The following is a 14,943-nucleotide window of genomic DNA, read 5'->3' as shown; positions in this document are numbered from 1 at the left end:
TGCGGCAAACTAGCCGAAGGCTGCCGCTTCCGAAACTGCAAACTGGTCATTGCGGCGCGGGACCGCTAGCAAGGCAGCAACCCCGATTGAAGCCGCTCGAAAGGCCCGACCATGACTCAGATCGCCGATATCCGCTTTGCCGCCACAGACACTGACACGCTGGCCGATGTGACCGGCCTGATTGCCGTGCTGGTGGGCGAGGGCGGCAAGATGGACGCCAATGCCCGTCGCGTGAACACCCTGACCCGCAAGGCGCTCGCCCGTCTGGCCGAGAGCGAGGCCTTCGCCAAGGCAAAAGACGGCGACGTGATGCGCCTGTCGTATCCAACAGGTCTTGCCGCAGACGCCGTGCTGGTCGCCAAATCCGGCCCCCGGCCTGATCAGACCACCGCCCGCCGCATCGGCGCGCAACTGGCCAAGGCGCAGGGCAAGCACCCGATGACGCTGCTGCTGGGCAAGACCGCCAACGCCCCCGACATCGCACTGGGGCTGGCTCTGCGCGGCTACAACTTCACCGACCACAAGTCGGACAAGGGCAACCCGCCGGGCAACGTCACGATCATGACAGAAGACCCCGAAGCCACCGCGAAGGCCGCACAGACCGGCATGGCCATCGCCGAAGGCGTCTTCTTCACCCGCGACCTGACCAACGAACCCGCCAACGTGCTGACCACCGACGATTTCGCCGCACGTCTGGCGGCGATGCAGGAACTGGGGCTGGAGGTCGAGATCCTCGAAGAGGACGACCTGAAGAAACTCGGCATGGGCGCACTGCTGGCCGTGGGGCAAGGCTCTGCCAGCCCCTCCAAGGTCGTCGTCATGCAGTGGAACGGCGGCGGGGACGAGGCGCCCTTTGCGCTGGTGGGCAAGGGCGTCGTGTTCGACACCGGCGGCATCAGCCTGAAACCCGGTGCCAACATGGAAGACATGACGATGGACATGGGCGGCGCCGGCGTCGTCTCTGGCGTGATGCGGACACTGGCCCTGCGCAAGGCCAAGGCCAACGTCGTGGGCCTCGTCGGCATCGTCGAAAACATGCCGTCATCGACCGCCTATCGCCCCGGCGACGTGCTGCATTCCATGAAGGGCGACACAATCGAGGTCGTGAACACCGACGCCGAAGGCCGCCTCGTGCTGGCCGACGTGCTCTGGTATGCCCAAGACCGCTTCAAGCCCACCGGCATGATCAACCTCGCGACGCTGACGGGTGCCGTGCTGGTGGCCCTGGGCCATGAAAACGCGGGCGTCTTCAGCAACTCCGACGATCTGGCGAACGCGTTCCTCAAGGCGGCCGAATCCGAGGGCGAAGGCGCCTGGCGTCTGCCGCTGTCAAAGGCCTATGACAAGATGATCGACAGCCACATCGCCGACGTGAAAAACTCCGGCGGACGTTTGGCGGGGTCGATCACGGCGGCGCAGTTCCTGAAACGCTTCGTCAAGGACGACGTGCCGTGGTGCCACCTCGACATCGCTGGCGTCGCCTCGATCAAGGCGGAAACACCGCTCGCCCCCAAGGGCGCGACCGGCTGGGGCGTCATGGCGCTGAACCGTCTGATCGCAGACCGTTACGAGCACTGATGGGGGCGGTCTACTTCTATCATCTGACCGAAAGCCCGATCGACCAGGCGCTGCCGCAACTGGTCGACCGGGCGGCCGGGCAGGGCTGGCGCGTGTTGATCCGGGGGCGGCGCATGCCGCTGCTGGAACGGCTGGATGCGGTCCTCTGGCAGGGTCCGCCCGACAGCTTTCGCGCGCACGGAATGGCCGGTGATCACGACGCCGATCAGCCGATCCTGCTGGGCATCGACACGCCTGCGGAAGGTTTTGACTGCGTGATGAGCGTTGACGGCGCCGACCTGACGCCCGCCGAGATCGCGACAGCTGCCCGCGCCTGCGTCCTCTTCGACGGCCACGACGGCGACGCCCTGCAACGGGCGCGCGGTCAGTGGAAGGCGCTGACGGCGGCTGCGGTCGCGGCACAATACTGGGCGCAGGACGACGGCCGCTGGATCAAGAAGGCCGAAAGCGGCGGCGCCTAATAGGCAAAGCTCGAATCGAAATTCTCTGGCAGGGCGTTCGGGCTGGCACAGGCGGTCAGCATCATCGCTGTCACCAGCATCAGGGCAAGTGTCGAAAGGGGGCGGCGCATCGGTCTACCTCGTCAGGATCAAATCGTCGGCGGTCATCTGGATATTGCTGAAGTTCCGCAGGTAGGTCATCCCCAGAAGCGATCCGTCCATCGCGCCTTGATTGACGACCGCGCGCACGTCGGCCTGTGTCACGTCGCCAAGCGTCACGCTGTCCAGCGTCACCAGCGCCGTGCGCACCACGCCGTTCGCCGTGCTGGCCTGCCCGAGGTAGCGCAGCGTGGCGGTGTCGATCCCGACACGGGCGGCGTCCGCCGCACTCAGCACGATCTGGCTGGCGCCGGTATCGACCATGAAGGTCACCGGATGCCCGTTCACGTCCAATTGCGCATAGAAATGCCCATCCACCTGCCGCGGCAACACGATGTCTCCGCCGGTCATGACGCTTTGCTGCGGGGCAATCGATTGGCGTATGTCGCCCCACATGCCAGCGGCGGCGATCACGCCGACAAAGATCAGGCCCCAGATGCTGGCCTGCTGGGCCACCTTGCCCATCTGCCCGCGCTGGCTGACGATATAGCTGACGGCAATCGCACCCCCCAAAAGGGTCAGGTAGGTGATCTGCATGATGCGGTCGGTGTCCATGACACCCATATAGGGGTCAGCCCGCCAGACCGAAACCCTTCAGCCCGTCGAGGATGAACTGCACCGACAGCGCCGCCAGCAGCATCCCCAAAAGGCGGGTGACGACATTGATGCCGGTCTTGCCCAGAAGCCGCTCCAGCAGGCCGGCGGCCATGAACATGGCGAAAACCATTGCGATGACGAGGATCATCACGCCCAGCACCGCCCCGAACCCCAGCGCGCTGTCGGCCTGCCCGGTCAGCAGGATGATCGTGGCGATGGCACCCGGCCCCGCGATCAAAGGAATGGCGAGGGGGAAGATCGACGGATCGTGGGCGGGATCGACGGCGTCATCAGCATTGTCCTGCCGCCGCGCCTGACGCCGCTCGAACAGCATGTCGAGGGCCGTGATGAACAGCAACACACCGCCCGCGATCCGGAAGGCCGGCATCGAGATGCCGATGAACTCCAGCAGCGCCTCGCCGCAGACCGCGAAAAGCAGCAGTAGCCCGATCGCCACGGTGCAGGCGCGCACGCCGATCGCCCGGCGCTGCGCCTGTGACATGCCTTGGGTCATGGCGATGAACAGCGGCGCCAGACCGATCGGGTCGATGACGATGAACATGGCCGTGAAGGCGGCGATCAGGGTGGGCAGGTCGGTCATGTGGTGGCCTCGAATGCCTCTGCGGTGAGTTTTGCCTCGGGTAAATTTTCGTGGCGGGCGATTGGTGTTTTAGATCAAAGGGATGCACGCCGAAGGTCAGGTGCCGTCCCGGTCTGCCGCCGGAGCCTCCGGCGGGAGTATTTGAGGAAAAAGCGAGGAGGGCGTCAGGCCTTCTCGGCCTTTTCCAGTTTTTCAAGGGCTGCCATCCACATGGCCTCGGCGCGACCGAGGCCGTCCATCACTTCGGCGTATTTCTTGTTCCACGTCGCCAGTTCGCCGATCCGCGCATCCTCGTAGAGGGCGGGGTCGGCGAGTTTCTTGGCCAGCTTGTCGCGCATGTCGTTGATCTTCTGCACACGCTCCTCGCTTTTGCGGGCGTCGGACCGCAGGGCCATGATTTCCTCGCGCGTGGCTTTCTTGACCACGGGGGCGGCGGCCTTGGCCTTCTCCTGCTGCTTTTCGGGAGTCAGCAGCATCTTGCGATAGGATTCGAGGTCGTCATCGTAGGGTTTGACGTTGCCGCCCTTCACCAGCCACAGCCGGTCCGCGACCATCGACAGCAGGTGCATGTCGTGGCTGACGAGGATCACCGCACCGGAATAGGCGGTCAACGCGTCGACCAGCGCCTCGCGGGATTCGATGTCGAGGTGGTTCGTCGGCTCGTCGAGGATCAGCAGGTGTGGTGCGGGCAGAGTGGCCAGAAGCAGCGACAGACGGGCCTTCTGGCCGCCGGACAGACGCCCAACCTCTGTATCCGCCTGATCGGCGCCAAGGCCGAAGCCCGCGAGGCGGGCGCGCAGTTTCGCTTGACCTTCCTCGGCGCGTTCGCGCAGCAGGTGTTCCAGCGGGGTTTCCTCGATCCGCAGCTCGTCCACCTGATGCTGGGCAAAAAAGCCGATGCGCAGCTTGTTGGAGGTGACCATCTTGCCGCGGGCCAGTTCCAGCCGGTTCGACAGCATCTTCGACAGGGTCGACTTGCCCTCGCCGTTGCGGCCCAGCAGGGCGATCCGGTCGTCCTGGTCGATGCGCAGGTTCAGGTCATGCAGCACGATCGTGTTGCCGTAACCCACGGCGCCGCCTTCGACGCTGATGATGGGGGGCGACAACTCCTCGGGCTCGGGGAAGGTAAAGACCGTGCGCGCGGCGTCGGCGGGGACGCGGATCGTCTCCATCTTCTCCAGCGCCTTGACGCGGGACTGGGCCTGCTTGGCCTTGGACGCCTTCGCCTTGAAGCGGTCGACGAATTTTTGCAGATGCTCGCGCTTGGCGTCCTGCTTTTTCGCGGCCGAGGTCAGAAGGGCAATCTTTTCCGCGCGTTGCCGGGCGAACTGGTCGTAGGTGCCGGTGTAATAGATCAGCCCCTTGTTTTCCAGATGCAGGATCCCGCCGACGGACCGGTTCAAAAGCTCGCGGTCGTGGCTGACGATCAGCACCGTGTGTGGATACTTGGCGATATACGCCTCCAGCCACAGCGCGCCTTCCAGATCGAGGTAGTTGGTCGGCTCGTCCAGCAGCAGCAGGTCGGGTTCCGCGAAGAGCACCGCGGCGAGTGCCACGCGCATCCGCCAGCCGCCCGAAAACGCCGAACAGGGCATGCGCTGTTCTTCGTCCGTGAACCCCAGACCCTTGAGGATCGTGGACGCCCGCGCTTCGGCGCTCCATGCATCGATGTCGGCAAGGCGCGTCTGCACCTCGGCGATGCGCATGGGGTCGGTGGCGGTCTCGGCCTCGGCCAGCAGCGCCTCGCGTTCGGTATCTGCGCGCAGCACCGTGTCGATCAGGCTGACCTCGTTGCCGGGCACCTCCTGGCTGACGCCGCCGATCTTCCAGCCCTTCGGCAGGCTGATCGTGCCGGTGTCGAGGATCATTTCACCCCGGATGATGCGGAAAAGGGTGGTCTTGCCGGTGCCGTTGCGACCGACCAGACCGACCTTGTGACCCGTGGGGATCGTCACGCTGGTGTTTTCCAGCAGCGTGCGGCCTTCGACGGAATATGTGATGTCTGAGATTTTGAGCATGGCCGCCGCATAGCAGAGGCGGCGGCCATGGGAAAGCGTGCTTTATTGCCGTTCCTGCGCGACGTCGCGGTTCCAGATACTGGGGTCCACGCCCTTGTCGATATCCGGGTGTTCGCTGAACCGGAACAGCGGCACGCGGCCTGCCGCCTTCTGGCCGAAATAGTCCTTGGTCAGCACCACAACGGTTTTCGACAGGATCAGGATCGCGACAAGGTTGATCGTCGCCATCACCGCCATGCTGGCGTCGGCCAGATTGAAGACCGCCGACACCGGCTGCACCGCGCCCCAGATCACCATCGCCATGGCCAGCGCCTTCAGGATCATCAGCGGCACACGGCCCCCCAGCCCCAGAAACTCCATAGCGGATTCGGAATAGGAGTAGTTGCCGATGATCGAGGTGAAGGCGAAGAACAGGATCGCGATGGCGACGAAATAGGGACCTGCGACACCGATGTGTTCCCCAAGGGCATTCTGCGTCAGCACCATGCCCTGCGCGCCGTCGGGGCCGTAGTCCACCGCACCGGACAAAAGGATCATCAGGGCGGTCGCCGTGCAGATCATCAGCGTGTCGATGAACACGCCAAGACCCTGCACCAGACCTTGGCTTGACGGGTGGTGCGGGTCCGGCACGGCGGCAGCGGCGATGTTCGGCGCCGATCCCATGCCGGCCTCGTTCGAAAACAGGCCCCGCTTCACGCCGTTCATCAGGGCCGCCATAATGCCGCCGGTGAAGCCGCCCGCCGCCTGCTCGAACCCGAAGGCGGATTTGACGATCAGGGCCAGCATCGCAGGCACCTCGGTGATGTGGATCACCAGCACGTAGATCGCGACCAGCAGGTAGATGCCGGCCATCGCCGGCACGATCTTGTCCGCCACATTGGCGATCGACCGGATGCCGCCAAAGATCACGATGCCCGCCAAGGCTGCGATCACGACGCCGGTGACGATGCCCGGCACGCCAAAGGCTTCGGTCATGGCTTCAGAGATCGAATTTGCCTGCACGGCGGAAAAGATCAGGCCGAACGACAGGATGAGGCAGATCGAAAACGCGTAACCCATCGCGCGGCTGCCGACACCGGCGGCCATGTAGAACGCAGGCCCGCCGCGATACTGGCCGTCACCGTTGCGCACCTTGTACAACTGCGCCAGCGTCGATTCGGCGTAAGCCGTGGCCATGCCCACCAGCGCCACCATCCACATCCAGAAGATCGCCCCTGGCCCGCCTAGATAGATGGCGACGGCCACCCCCGCGAGGTTGCCGGTGCCCACGCGGCTGGCGAGCGAAATCGTCAGCGCCTGCAACGGGCTGATGCCCTCGCCAGAGGTCTCTCGCGACCCGGTGATGACGCGGAAGTATTCGGGGAAATGGCGGAACTGGATAAAGCCCAGCCGGATGGTAAAGAAGATGCCGACGGCGAGCAGGCCGTAAACCAGCACATACCCCCATAGCACCGTGTTCAGGAAATCGACGATCGCATTCACGAGGCAGGTCCTTTCAACTGATTGTGACTCAACCCTAGTGCCCTGTGCCGGCCTGACAAACCCGCATGCGTATTATTTCGTGATATCTGCGCCGGTCCACTCGGTCTCGATCCGGACGGTGACCGTATCGCCGACGCCGATGGTACTGCCCGCCTCCGGCACGCCCATCCCCATGCCAAAGGCCGTGCGACTGACCTCTCCGACCGCGGAAAAGCCGATCCGCACCCAAGGCTCGAACATGCCTGCGGTGGTATTACCGTTGAAGGTCGCCTGCAGCGTCACCGGCTGCGTTACCCCGTGCATCGTCAGATCGCCGGTGACGTCGGCCGTGGTGTCGCCCGTGCGTGCGACCTGCGTGCTGACAAAGGTGATCTGCGGAAAAACGTCCGCGTCAAAGAAGTTCGGCCCCAGCAATTCCTCGCGAAACCCCAGCGGCGGTGTGTTCAGATCCAACGAGGCCACATTGATCGTGAACGACACATCAGCGGTCTGCGGTGCGGCAGGGTCCAACCGCAGCGTCCCCTCCAGCGTGTCGAACTCTCCGGTGTAATGCGACAGCCCCAGATGATTGACCGAAAACACGACGCTGGCGTGGGCGGGATCCAGCGTGAAATCCTGTGCCGGAAAACTGGTCGGCGTATCCTGCGCAAGCGCCGGGGCGGCAGAAAGGATCAGGGCTGCAAGGACGGACAGGCGCATGGGACACTCCGTATCGGGTCGCCCGCCAGTCAAGGCCCGGCTGTCCCACGTGTCAAGGCAAAGCCTTTTCACCGCGCGGGGGCCATGCTAGGGCAGCGCCAGCATTCAACGCCGCAGTGCGGCACATTCAGACAGAGGCACCAACATGGCCATTCAGCGCACCTTCTCCATCATCAAGCCCGACGCCACCAAGCGCAACCTGACCGGCAAGATCATCGCCAAGTTCGAGGATGCCGGCCTGCGCGTCGTCGCCTCCAAGCGCATCCAGCTGACGCTGGCCCAGGCGCAGGAATTCTACGGCGTCCACAAGGACCGCCCCTTCTTTGGCGAGCTGTGCGAGTTCATGATTTCCGAGCCGATCGTCGTGCAGGTGCTGGAAGGCGAAAACGCCATCCAGAAGAACCGTGACGTCATGGGCGCCACCAACCCCGCCGACGCGGCAGAGGGCACGATCCGCAAGGATTTCGCCCTGTCGATCGGTGAAAACTCGGTCCACGGCTCTGACGCGCCGGAAACCGCAGCGGAAGAGATCGCCTATTTCTTCTCCGGCCTCGAACTGGTCGGCTGAACATGAAAAAGGCGGGCCAAGTGCCCGCCTTTGCATGATTTTCGCCGGTTCAGGCGAATCGGGGCTGTCCTGTCGGGACGGCCCCTTTGCGTTCCAGATGGGCGCGCAGCAGGGCAACGTTCTTGCGGTTCGACTTGAACGTGGCGTCGAACAGATCGCCGATCAGGGGGATCATGCCGACCAGCGTGTCGGTGGCCGTATTCGCCACCATCCGGCTGATGACATGCGCCGGCGCCCCCAACCGCTTGGATTCGTAGATGATCCAGGCAGAGGGTGCCAGCGTCAACAGATCGCCCACACCCGGGATCATCCCGATGATCGAATCGTAGCCGACCCGCAGCCCGATGACCGGAATCCGGATCGCCGAATCCATCCGGTGCGCCACCTTTTCCAGCCGCTGCAATCTCGCGTGATGATCGGTCATGCGGCAACCGGCTCGCTGCGGCTGATGATCCAGATCGCGTGGACCAGACCGGGGACGTAGCCCAGAATGGTCAGAAGGATGTTCAGCCAGAACTGGCCTCCCAGTCCGACTTTCAGAAAGACGCCCAGCGGCGGGATCAGGACGGACAGGATGATGCGGACGAGGGTCATGGTGATCTCCTTGCAGTGTTCACCAAATCAATGCGCAGGCGCGCACAACGGTTCCCTCAGTCGCGCAGGTGGCGGTCCGTCACACCGATCCTGTCCAAAAACGCCTCCAGCTCCGACCGGCCCGCATCGCCATGCGTGGCCTTCAGCGCGTCGAACTGCTGGCGCAGGGCGGTCTTCTCTGCCCCCTTGCAGTCGTTCCAGGGGCGGCCCTGCAACGCCATGTGCAGCACGTAATAGGAAATGAAATGCGCGCGGTGGCCATTGTCCAGCAACTTGGCATAGGCCGCATTGGCGCCAAGGGCGCGCAGCGTTTCGGCATCGGGAATGCCCGCATCACGGAATGCGGTTTCCATCGCGGGGCCAAGATTGCGGATGCTGGAAATTGCGGTCATGCGCCATCGTGGAACAGGCGCGCGCCCACCGCAAAGGGAAAAATCCGCACCGCCGATGGGAGGATCGGCGGTGCGGACAAATTGCGTCGCTCAGATACTGGCGAAATCCCGGAACATCGGGATCTGCTGTTCTTGCTGCTGCATCGGTTGCGGCGCCAAGGGGGTGCCTGTCTGCTGCGGCAGGGCGTGCGTGTCGCCCTGTTGCTGGTTCTCTGCCTCTGACTGGGCGGGGTGCTGGCTGGCCATTTTAGGTCCTGTAAAGTTGCCGTCGGTTGTTGTCGTTCCCCAACCCATCGCCTCTTGCCGGACGATGTGTTGAGGATGGGGTCGAATCGTGTCGCGCTCTGGGCACAACTGTGGCGGAATTAAGGCATTTTCAACCGGGCCGCCGCCACAATCGTCACTTCGGTCCACGCTTCAGCGGACCCTTGCCTGCGGGCTTGCGGGGTCCCGCCTTCGCCCCCGGCGGCACGAACCGCTTGGAGGTGTCGGAGGCGCTGGCCTTCGGTTTCGCAGGTGCGCCGTCAGGCTTCTTCCACGCGGGCTTGGCGTCTGATTTGCCTTTCCACGCGGGCTTTTCGCCGGGCTTGCCGTCGCTTTTGCCCTTATAGGGCGGCTTGCCGTCAGCCTTACCCTTGTAGGCGGGCTTGTCGTCGGACTTGCCCTTCCACGCAGGCTTGCCATCGGTCTTGCCCTTGTAGGCAGGCTTGGCATCGCCAACGGCGCGGTAGGGGGCACGGGCCGGGCGGGCCTCGTCGGACTTGCCCTTCCAGACCGGTTTCGCCTTCTTGTTCAGATCGACGACGGCGTCGCCATGATCCTTGCGCTCTGGCTTGGCAAAGGGCTTGGCGCGCGGCTTGCGTTCCTTGGGCGCGTCGCCGGACACGGGCGCAATCGCGGCCACGTCATCCTGACGGCTGGGCGGCGGCGGCGTCGTGTCGCGCGGCTTGTAGGCGCGGGGCGCCGCATCGTCGCGCTTGACGTAGGCTTTCTTGTCGGGACGCGCGCCACGGTCGGAAATCTGCGGAATACCGTCGACCTCGGACAGTTCCGCCTGATTCTCCAGCACCATGTCGGGACCGACGGCGGCCATGAAACCGGCGGCGGCACTTTCGGCAATCTCGACGAAGGTCTCGTCCGACTGAATCCGAATCGCGCCGATTTCCTTCTTAGTGATGTCACCGGCCTTGCACAGCATCGGCAGCAGCCAGCGCGCCTCGGCCTTCTGGTCGCGGCCCACGTTCACGCGGAACCACTTGGACGGGCCGAACTGCTCCTTGCGCTCTTTCGGCGCGGTCTCGCGACCTTCGCGCGGCGGCGGAGCGTTGTATTCGGTCAGATCTTCCGGGGCGGACTGCTTGCCCTGATACAGACGCAGATAGGCCGCGGCGATCTGGGTCGCGTCATGCGCCTCCAGCAGACGCGCGGCAAAGGCGGTCTCGTCCTCGGTGAACGTCTCGGACCAGATCTCGTCGTTCAGCAGACGCTCTTCATCCTTTCGCAGGATCTCGTCGGCAGAGGGCGGCATCGCCCAGGTGGCCTGCAGCTTGCCCCATGTCAGCAGGTTCTCGGCCCGGCGGCGCATCTTGGGCGTCACGATCATGGCCGAAATACCCTTGCGGCCCGCACGGCCCGTCCGGCCGGACCGGTGAAGCAGAATCTCCGCATTGGTCGGCAGTTCGGCGTGAATCACCAGCTCAAGGTTCGGCAGGTCGATGCCGCGCGCAGCGACGTCCGTGGCGACACAGACCTTCGCCCGCCCGTCGCGCATCGCCTGCAGCGCGTGGCTGCGTTCCTGCTGGCTCAACTCGCCGGACAGGGCGACCACGGAAAATCCACGGTTGCTCAGCCGCGTCGTCAGCCGCGTGACCATCGCGCGGGTGTTGGCAAAGACGATGGCGTTGGGCGCATCGTAGAATCGCAGCACGTTGATGATCGCATTGTCGGCGTCATGCTGGGCGACGCTCAGCGCGCGGTATTCGATATCGGCGTGCTGGCCCTCCTTGGTGGTCGTGGCGACGCGCACCGCGTCACGCTGGTAGGATTTTGCCAGCTTCACGATCATCGGCGGCACCGTGGCGCTGAACATCAGCGTGCGGCGCTCGGGCGGGGCCTCGCCCAGAATGAATTCCAGGTCTTCTTTAAATCCGAGGTCCAGCATCTCGTCCGCCTCGTCCAGCACGATGGCGCGGATGTCGGACAGGTCGATGTTGCTGCGCTTGATGTGGTCGACCAGACGACCGGGCGTGGCCACGACGATATGCGCCCCGCGATCAAGGCTGCGCCGTTCGTCGCGCACATCCATGCCGCCGACGCAGGATGCAAGAACGGCCCCGGTGTCCTTGTAAAGCCACGACAATTCGCGTTTGACCTGCAGCGCCAGTTCCCGCGTCGGCGCCACGATCAGCGCAAGCGGGCGGCCGGCCGGGCCAAATGTGCCGTCCTCGGCCAGAATGGTCGGACCGATCGCCAGACCGAAGCCCACGGTCTTGCCGGACCCGGTCTGCGCGCTGACCAGCAGATCCTGCCCGTCCAATGCGGGATCGGTCACGGCCTCCTGCACGGGGGTCAGGGCGTCATAGCCCTTTTCGGCAAGGGCTTTGGCAAGGGAATCGATCATGGGGCAAGGGTCCGGTCTGAATATAAGCTTCGCGCCCTATGCCCCTTGACCCTGTCTGTCCAGCCTCAAATGGCGGGCATTTGGCGTTCTTCCGCCTGTGCGGTCCGCCTGCGCCAGCGCCGGTGGATGCGCCAGGCGGCAAAGGTCAGCAGGGCCGGTCCGATCAATGCGGCATATCCCGGTTGCGGAAGTGTTGTCGTGGCGGCCTGTGGCGAAAGGCGGAACGCCAGCGCCATCGACAGGGCAAAGGCGTCCCAGATCGCGTGCAGCAGAATCGCCGGCCAAACGCTGCGCGCCTGCACGGTGATCGCACCAAAGAACAACCCAAGCCCCGTGGCGCTGACGATCTGGATCGCGGTCAGCGCGATATCCTGACCGACCAGCGCATTGACCACGTGAAAGACGCCGAACAGCACCCCGGACACCAAGACCGCCAGCCCCGGACTCATCCGGGTCCGCAACCCGTTCAGCACGACGCCCCTGAACAACGTCTCCTCGAACAGTCCGATCAGCAGGGTCATCACGGCGATCATGGCGATCTGCCGTCCCAGCGCCTGATCCGTCCCCGCCGTCAGCAGACCGCCCCAGACCAGTGCTATGATCACAAGGCCGGGGACCAGATACCAAAGGGACAGGCGAATGCCCTTAGCGTCGACCGGACCGCGCAACCCGGTGAAGCGGCCCCAGCGGCACAGGGCGATTAGCACCAGCAGCGCGGTGGCGACGGTCGCCTCGGTCACGATATAGGGGCGCAGGTCCGACAGATCGAAGGTGCCGGTGCCGCCCGTCGCATCCACAGGCGTTGCCAGAATCGTCGGCAGCGCGAACCAAACCGCGAAAAGCCCGAGGATCACCGCAGCGACGGCGGCGGGATACCGCAGGGCAAGGGTCGAGAAGGGACGCATGGGATATCCTGTGGCGGTTGTCGCGACCATGTCTGATGAGGTCTGCCGTGACCAGCGGTCAGGGCGCCGCTTGGGCTGACGCCTCACGCTTCGGTGAAAAACGCCTCGATTTGCGGCAGGATGGCGTCCCACAGGGCCGACGCGCCACGCGTGACCTTGTCACCGACGCGCGACTGCAACTGGTCGCGGGTCACGTTGTAGGACAGCCACGTGCCGCCATCCGTCGCCAGATTGGCCATCACCGGCTGCACCCGGTCCAGCGCCTTGGCAAAGATCGCGTCGTCGCTCTCGGCCGCCTCGAATTCCGTCCAGAGCGCGTGGAGGGCTGCCCCCTGCTGGCCCGGCAGCAGACCGAAGAGCCGGTCCGCGGCGCGCGCCTCGTCGGCGGCCTTGGCGTTCTGGTCGGCGGCGGTGGTATGAATGGGCAGGTCGCCTGCGTCGATTTCCACAAGGTCGTGGATCAGCAGCATGGCGATGACGCGGTCGGTATCGACGGGACGGATGGCGTGTTCCGAAAGCGTCAGCGCAAAGAGCGCCAGATGCCAGCTATGCTCTGCGCTGTTCTCGCGCCGCGAGCCGTCGAAGAGGGTCGTCGCGCGCAATTCCGTCTTCAGCCGGTCCGCCTCGGCCAGAAAGCGCAGGCGGGCGGTGGTGTCGGGATCGAGGCGGAAGCCTGTGTGGTCGAGCAGGCCGAGGGCATAAGTGTAGAGCTCCGGCCAGTCATTGGCGAGGGCGGCGGGGCGCCCGGTGGCGAGGAGGGCGCGGATGATGTCCCGCTCTGTCTCGGTCTGGGCCACGTTGCCCAGTTCCTGCATCAGCGGCTGGGCCATGTCGAGGATGCGGGCGGTCCGGGCGGCAGGGGTGGTGGCGTCCTCGAACGCCTCCCAGATGCTCCGGAAGGTCGCGGCCTGATCGGCGGGCAGGATCGGGTAGAGCCGGTCGGCGGCGGCGCGTTCCTTGATCGCGATCGCGGCATGGTCCTGGGGCAGGTGGATCGGGTGATCGCCCGCGTCGATTTCCACGATGTCGTGCAGCAGCGCCATGTGGATCGTGGCGCAGGGTGCGTCGAAGACCAGCGCCCAGAGGGCCAGATGCCAGGAATGTTCGGCGGAATTTTCATGGCGCGAGCCGTCCATCAGGACGTTGGCCCGGACCACGGATTTCAGGCGGTCGGCCTCTGACAGGAAGGCAAGCTGGCGGGTCAGGCGGTCGGATAGGGGGGGCATGAAATACATTTCAAAAGGCAAATGTTTCGCGTGCGAAACATATTATGTCATATTTCACGGACGCTTAACCGCACCGCGCGGGGCGTTAAGCGTCCGGTTTCGCAGCGCGGGCGGCGAGGATCTGGCGCGCGCGCGCCTCGGCCCGGCGCACGCGGACGAAGGTCAGGTAGCTTTCCTGCAGGGTCTGGGAGGAGGCGCCCAGAAGCTCTCCGATCTGGTCGACGATCTTGTCCTCGCCGGTGCGTTCCGCATCGGCGAGGGCCAGCTGGGCGAGTTCGAGGGCGACATCGTCAACGTAGGACATGGGGCTTACCGTGTGCTTTCCGTGAGGCGGCGGCGGACGTAGGTTTTCACGCTGCCGATCATCGGGTCCATGTGCGGATCCTCGAAGAAGTGGCCGGCACCGGGGACTTCCTCGTGGGTGATCGTGATGCCTTTCTGGTCGTGCAGCTTGTTCACCAGATTGACCGTATCGGCGGGTGGCGCCACGCGGTCGGCCGCACCGTTGATGATCAGGCCCGACGCCGGGCAGGGGGCGAGGAAGCTGAAGTCATACATGTTGGCGGGCGGGCTGACCGAGATGAAGCCCGTGATTTCCGGCCGGCGCATCAGAAGCTGCATGCCGATCCAGGCCCCGAAGGAGAAGCCCGCGACCCAGCAGTGTTTGGCGTTGTTGTTCATCGACTGCAGGTAATCGAGGGCGGAGGCCGCGTCGGAGAGTTCGCCGATGCCTTGGTCATATTCGCCCTGGCTACGCCCGACGCCGCGGAAGTTGAACCGCAGCACGGTGAAGCCCATGTTGTAAAACGCGTAATGCAGGTTGTAGACGACCCGGTTGTTCATCGTCCCGCCGAACTGCGGGTGCGGGTGCAGCACGATGGCGATCGGCGCGTCACGGTCCTTTTGCGGATGATAGCGGCCTTCGAGGCGGCCTTCGGGACCGGGAAAGATGACTTCGGGCATGCGCGTTCCAACTGCTGTGGGTGCCCGTGGCGGCGGTCAATTCTTGACGAAAACGCTCGGGCACCTTAGAAAGATTCTAAATCCGCACGACGGAGCCGCGC

17 protein-coding genes are annotated in these 14,943 nt (G+C 64.7%); 3 read left to right on the top strand and 14 right to left on the bottom strand.

Annotated elements, in window-relative coordinates; genetic code table 11:
* Nucleotides 1–111: 111 nt before the first annotated feature.
* Together GLR48_RS15475 and GLR48_RS15470 are read left to right on the top strand one after the other, a co-directional pair.
* Entirely contained in the window at nucleotides 112–1,578 is a 1,467-nt protein-coding gene (locus GLR48_RS15475) for a leucyl aminopeptidase (RefSeq protein ID WP_237062746.1), read from the top strand.
* Nucleotides 1,578–2,039 carry a DNA polymerase III subunit chi gene (locus tag GLR48_RS15470; RefSeq protein ID WP_237062744.1) on the top strand — a complete coding sequence of 154 codons (462 nt, stop codon included), beginning with the start codon at nucleotides 1,578–1,580 and terminating at the stop codon, nucleotides 2,037–2,039. Before GLR48_RS15475 ends, GLR48_RS15470 begins: the two co-directional genes overlap by 1 nt.
* A 114-nt stretch (nucleotides 2,040–2,153) precedes the next feature.
* Here the strand turns inward: GLR48_RS15470 and GLR48_RS15465 are convergent, their stop codons facing one another.
* From GLR48_RS15465 to GLR48_RS15445, 5 genes are all read right to left on the bottom strand, one after another.
* Nucleotides 2,154–2,741: a retropepsin-like aspartic protease family protein gene (locus GLR48_RS15465; protein WP_336886643.1), complete on the bottom strand. Its 588-nt coding sequence runs from the start codon at nucleotides 2,739–2,741 to the stop codon at nucleotides 2,154–2,156.
* 7 nt (nucleotides 2,742–2,748) lie between these two features.
* Nucleotides 2,749–3,375 carry a MarC family protein gene (locus tag GLR48_RS15460; protein ID WP_237062743.1) on the bottom strand — a complete coding sequence of 209 codons (627 nt, stop codon included), beginning with the start codon at nucleotides 3,373–3,375 and terminating at the stop codon, nucleotides 2,749–2,751.
* A gap of 164 nt (nucleotides 3,376–3,539) precedes the next feature.
* Nucleotides 3,540–5,393: an ABC-F family ATP-binding cassette domain-containing protein gene (locus GLR48_RS15455; protein ID WP_237062742.1), complete on the bottom strand. Its 1,854-nt coding sequence runs from the start codon at nucleotides 5,391–5,393 to the stop codon at nucleotides 3,540–3,542.
* Between the two features lie 42 nt (nucleotides 5,394–5,435).
* Entirely contained in the window at nucleotides 5,436–6,875 is a 1,440-nt protein-coding gene (locus tag GLR48_RS15450; protein ID WP_237062741.1) for an alanine/glycine:cation symporter family protein, read from the bottom strand.
* 72 nt (nucleotides 6,876–6,947) lie between these two features.
* Nucleotides 6,948–7,574: a YceI family protein gene (locus GLR48_RS15445; protein WP_237062740.1), complete on the bottom strand. Its 627-nt coding sequence runs from the start codon at nucleotides 7,572–7,574 to the stop codon at nucleotides 6,948–6,950.
* 145 nt (nucleotides 7,575–7,719) lie between these two features.
* On the opposite strand from GLR48_RS15445, the gene ndk reads away from it, so the two are divergent.
* A complete protein-coding gene (gene ndk, locus GLR48_RS15440) occupies nucleotides 7,720–8,142 on the top strand; it encodes a nucleoside-diphosphate kinase (protein WP_237062739.1) in 423 nt (140 codons plus the stop codon).
* A 49-nt stretch (nucleotides 8,143–8,191) separates the two neighbouring features.
* Here ndk and GLR48_RS15435 read toward each other — a convergent pair whose 3' ends face one another.
* The 9 genes from GLR48_RS15435 to GLR48_RS15395 all read right to left on the bottom strand — a co-directional run bounded on the left by GLR48_RS15435 (nucleotide 8,192) and on the right by GLR48_RS15395 (nucleotide 14,842).
* Entirely contained in the window at nucleotides 8,192–8,566 is a 375-nt protein-coding gene (locus tag GLR48_RS15435) for a DUF4112 domain-containing protein (RefSeq protein WP_237062738.1), read from the bottom strand.
* Nucleotides 8,563–8,736: a YqaE/Pmp3 family membrane protein gene (locus GLR48_RS15430; RefSeq protein WP_237062736.1), complete on the bottom strand. Its 174-nt coding sequence runs from the start codon at nucleotides 8,734–8,736 to the stop codon at nucleotides 8,563–8,565. The genes GLR48_RS15435 and GLR48_RS15430 overlap by 4 nt, the downstream gene beginning before the upstream one ends.
* A 56-nt stretch (nucleotides 8,737–8,792) precedes the next feature.
* Nucleotides 8,793–9,128 carry a TfoX/Sxy family protein gene (locus GLR48_RS15425; RefSeq protein WP_237062734.1) on the bottom strand — a complete coding sequence of 112 codons (336 nt, stop codon included), beginning with the start codon at nucleotides 9,126–9,128 and terminating at the stop codon, nucleotides 8,793–8,795.
* A 90-nt stretch (nucleotides 9,129–9,218) separates the two neighbouring features.
* Nucleotides 9,219–9,374, bottom strand: a complete 156-nt coding sequence (locus tag GLR48_RS15420) for a hypothetical protein (protein WP_237062732.1) — start codon at nucleotides 9,372–9,374, stop codon at nucleotides 9,219–9,221.
* 154 nt (nucleotides 9,375–9,528) lie between these two features.
* Complete coding sequence (locus GLR48_RS15415) at nucleotides 9,529–11,748, bottom strand: DEAD/DEAH box helicase (protein ID WP_237062731.1); 2,220 nt, start codon at nucleotides 11,746–11,748, stop codon at nucleotides 9,529–9,531.
* A 65-nt stretch (nucleotides 11,749–11,813) separates the two neighbouring features.
* On the bottom strand, nucleotides 11,814–12,653 hold the full coding sequence (locus GLR48_RS15410; RefSeq protein WP_237062730.1) for a CPBP family intramembrane glutamic endopeptidase: 840 nt from the start codon (nucleotides 12,651–12,653) through the stop codon (nucleotides 11,814–11,816).
* 83 nt (nucleotides 12,654–12,736) lie between these two features.
* Nucleotides 12,737–13,879: an HD domain-containing protein gene (locus GLR48_RS15405; protein ID WP_237062729.1), complete on the bottom strand. Its 1,143-nt coding sequence runs from the start codon at nucleotides 13,877–13,879 to the stop codon at nucleotides 12,737–12,739.
* 85 nt (nucleotides 13,880–13,964) lie between these two features.
* The gene (locus tag GLR48_RS15400; RefSeq protein WP_237062728.1) at nucleotides 13,965–14,183 is read right to left on the bottom strand and encodes a hypothetical protein; all 219 of its coding nucleotides are present in this window, start codon (nucleotides 14,181–14,183) and stop codon (nucleotides 13,965–13,967) included.
* 5 nt (nucleotides 14,184–14,188) lie between these two features.
* Complete coding sequence (locus GLR48_RS15395; RefSeq protein ID WP_237062727.1) at nucleotides 14,189–14,842, bottom strand: alpha/beta hydrolase; 654 nt, start codon at nucleotides 14,840–14,842, stop codon at nucleotides 14,189–14,191.
* Nucleotides 14,843–14,943 lie beyond the last annotated feature (101 nt).

The sequence above is a fragment of the Loktanella sp. M215 genome (assembly GCF_021735925.1).
Classification (GTDB): domain Bacteria; phylum Pseudomonadota; class Alphaproteobacteria; order Rhodobacterales; family Rhodobacteraceae; genus Loktanella.
Note: the sequence above shows the minus strand (reverse complement) of the source record. Positions and strands in the feature narration are given on the sequence as shown.

Excerpts from the sequence above, each read along its gene's own strand:
- GLR48_RS15475 (WP_237062746.1), top strand. The coding sequence starts at position 112 with ATGACTCAGATCGCCGATATCCGCTTTGCCGCCACAGACACTGACACG.
- GLR48_RS15470 (WP_237062744.1), top strand. The coding sequence starts at position 1,578 with ATGGGGGCGGTCTACTTCTATCATCTGACCGAAAGCCCGATCGACCAG.
- GLR48_RS15465 (WP_336886643.1), bottom strand. The coding sequence starts at position 2,741 with ATGGGTGTCATGGACACCGACCGCATCATGCAGATCACCTACCTGACC.
- GLR48_RS15460 (WP_237062743.1), bottom strand. The coding sequence starts at position 3,375 with ATGACCGACCTGCCCACCCTGATCGCCGCCTTCACGGCCATGTTCATC.
- GLR48_RS15455 (WP_237062742.1), bottom strand. The coding sequence starts at position 5,393 with ATGCTCAAAATCTCAGACATCACATATTCCGTCGAAGGCCGCACGCTG.
- GLR48_RS15445 (WP_237062740.1), bottom strand. The coding sequence starts at position 7,574 with ATGCGCCTGTCCGTCCTTGCAGCCCTGATCCTTTCTGCCGCCCCGGCG.
- ndk (WP_237062739.1), top strand. The coding sequence starts at position 7,720 with ATGGCCATTCAGCGCACCTTCTCCATCATCAAGCCCGACGCCACCAAG.
- GLR48_RS15435 (WP_237062738.1), bottom strand. The coding sequence starts at position 8,566 with ATGACCGATCATCACGCGAGATTGCAGCGGCTGGAAAAGGTGGCGCAC.
- GLR48_RS15430 (WP_237062736.1), bottom strand. The coding sequence starts at position 8,736 with ATGACCCTCGTCCGCATCATCCTGTCCGTCCTGATCCCGCCGCTGGGC.
- GLR48_RS15425 (WP_237062734.1), bottom strand. The coding sequence starts at position 9,128 with ATGACCGCAATTTCCAGCATCCGCAATCTTGGCCCCGCGATGGAAACC.
- GLR48_RS15420 (WP_237062732.1), bottom strand. The coding sequence starts at position 9,374 with ATGGCCAGCCAGCACCCCGCCCAGTCAGAGGCAGAGAACCAGCAACAG.
- GLR48_RS15415 (WP_237062731.1), bottom strand. The coding sequence starts at position 11,748 with ATGATCGATTCCCTTGCCAAAGCCCTTGCCGAAAAGGGCTATGACGCC.
- GLR48_RS15410 (WP_237062730.1), bottom strand. The coding sequence starts at position 12,653 with ATGCGTCCCTTCTCGACCCTTGCCCTGCGGTATCCCGCCGCCGTCGCT.
- GLR48_RS15405 (WP_237062729.1), bottom strand. The coding sequence starts at position 13,879 with ATGCCCCCCCTATCCGACCGCCTGACCCGCCAGCTTGCCTTCCTGTCA.
- GLR48_RS15400 (WP_237062728.1), bottom strand. The coding sequence starts at position 14,183 with ATGTCCTACGTTGACGATGTCGCCCTCGAACTCGCCCAGCTGGCCCTC.
- GLR48_RS15395 (WP_237062727.1), bottom strand. The coding sequence starts at position 14,842 with ATGCCCGAAGTCATCTTTCCCGGTCCCGAAGGCCGCCTCGAAGGCCGC.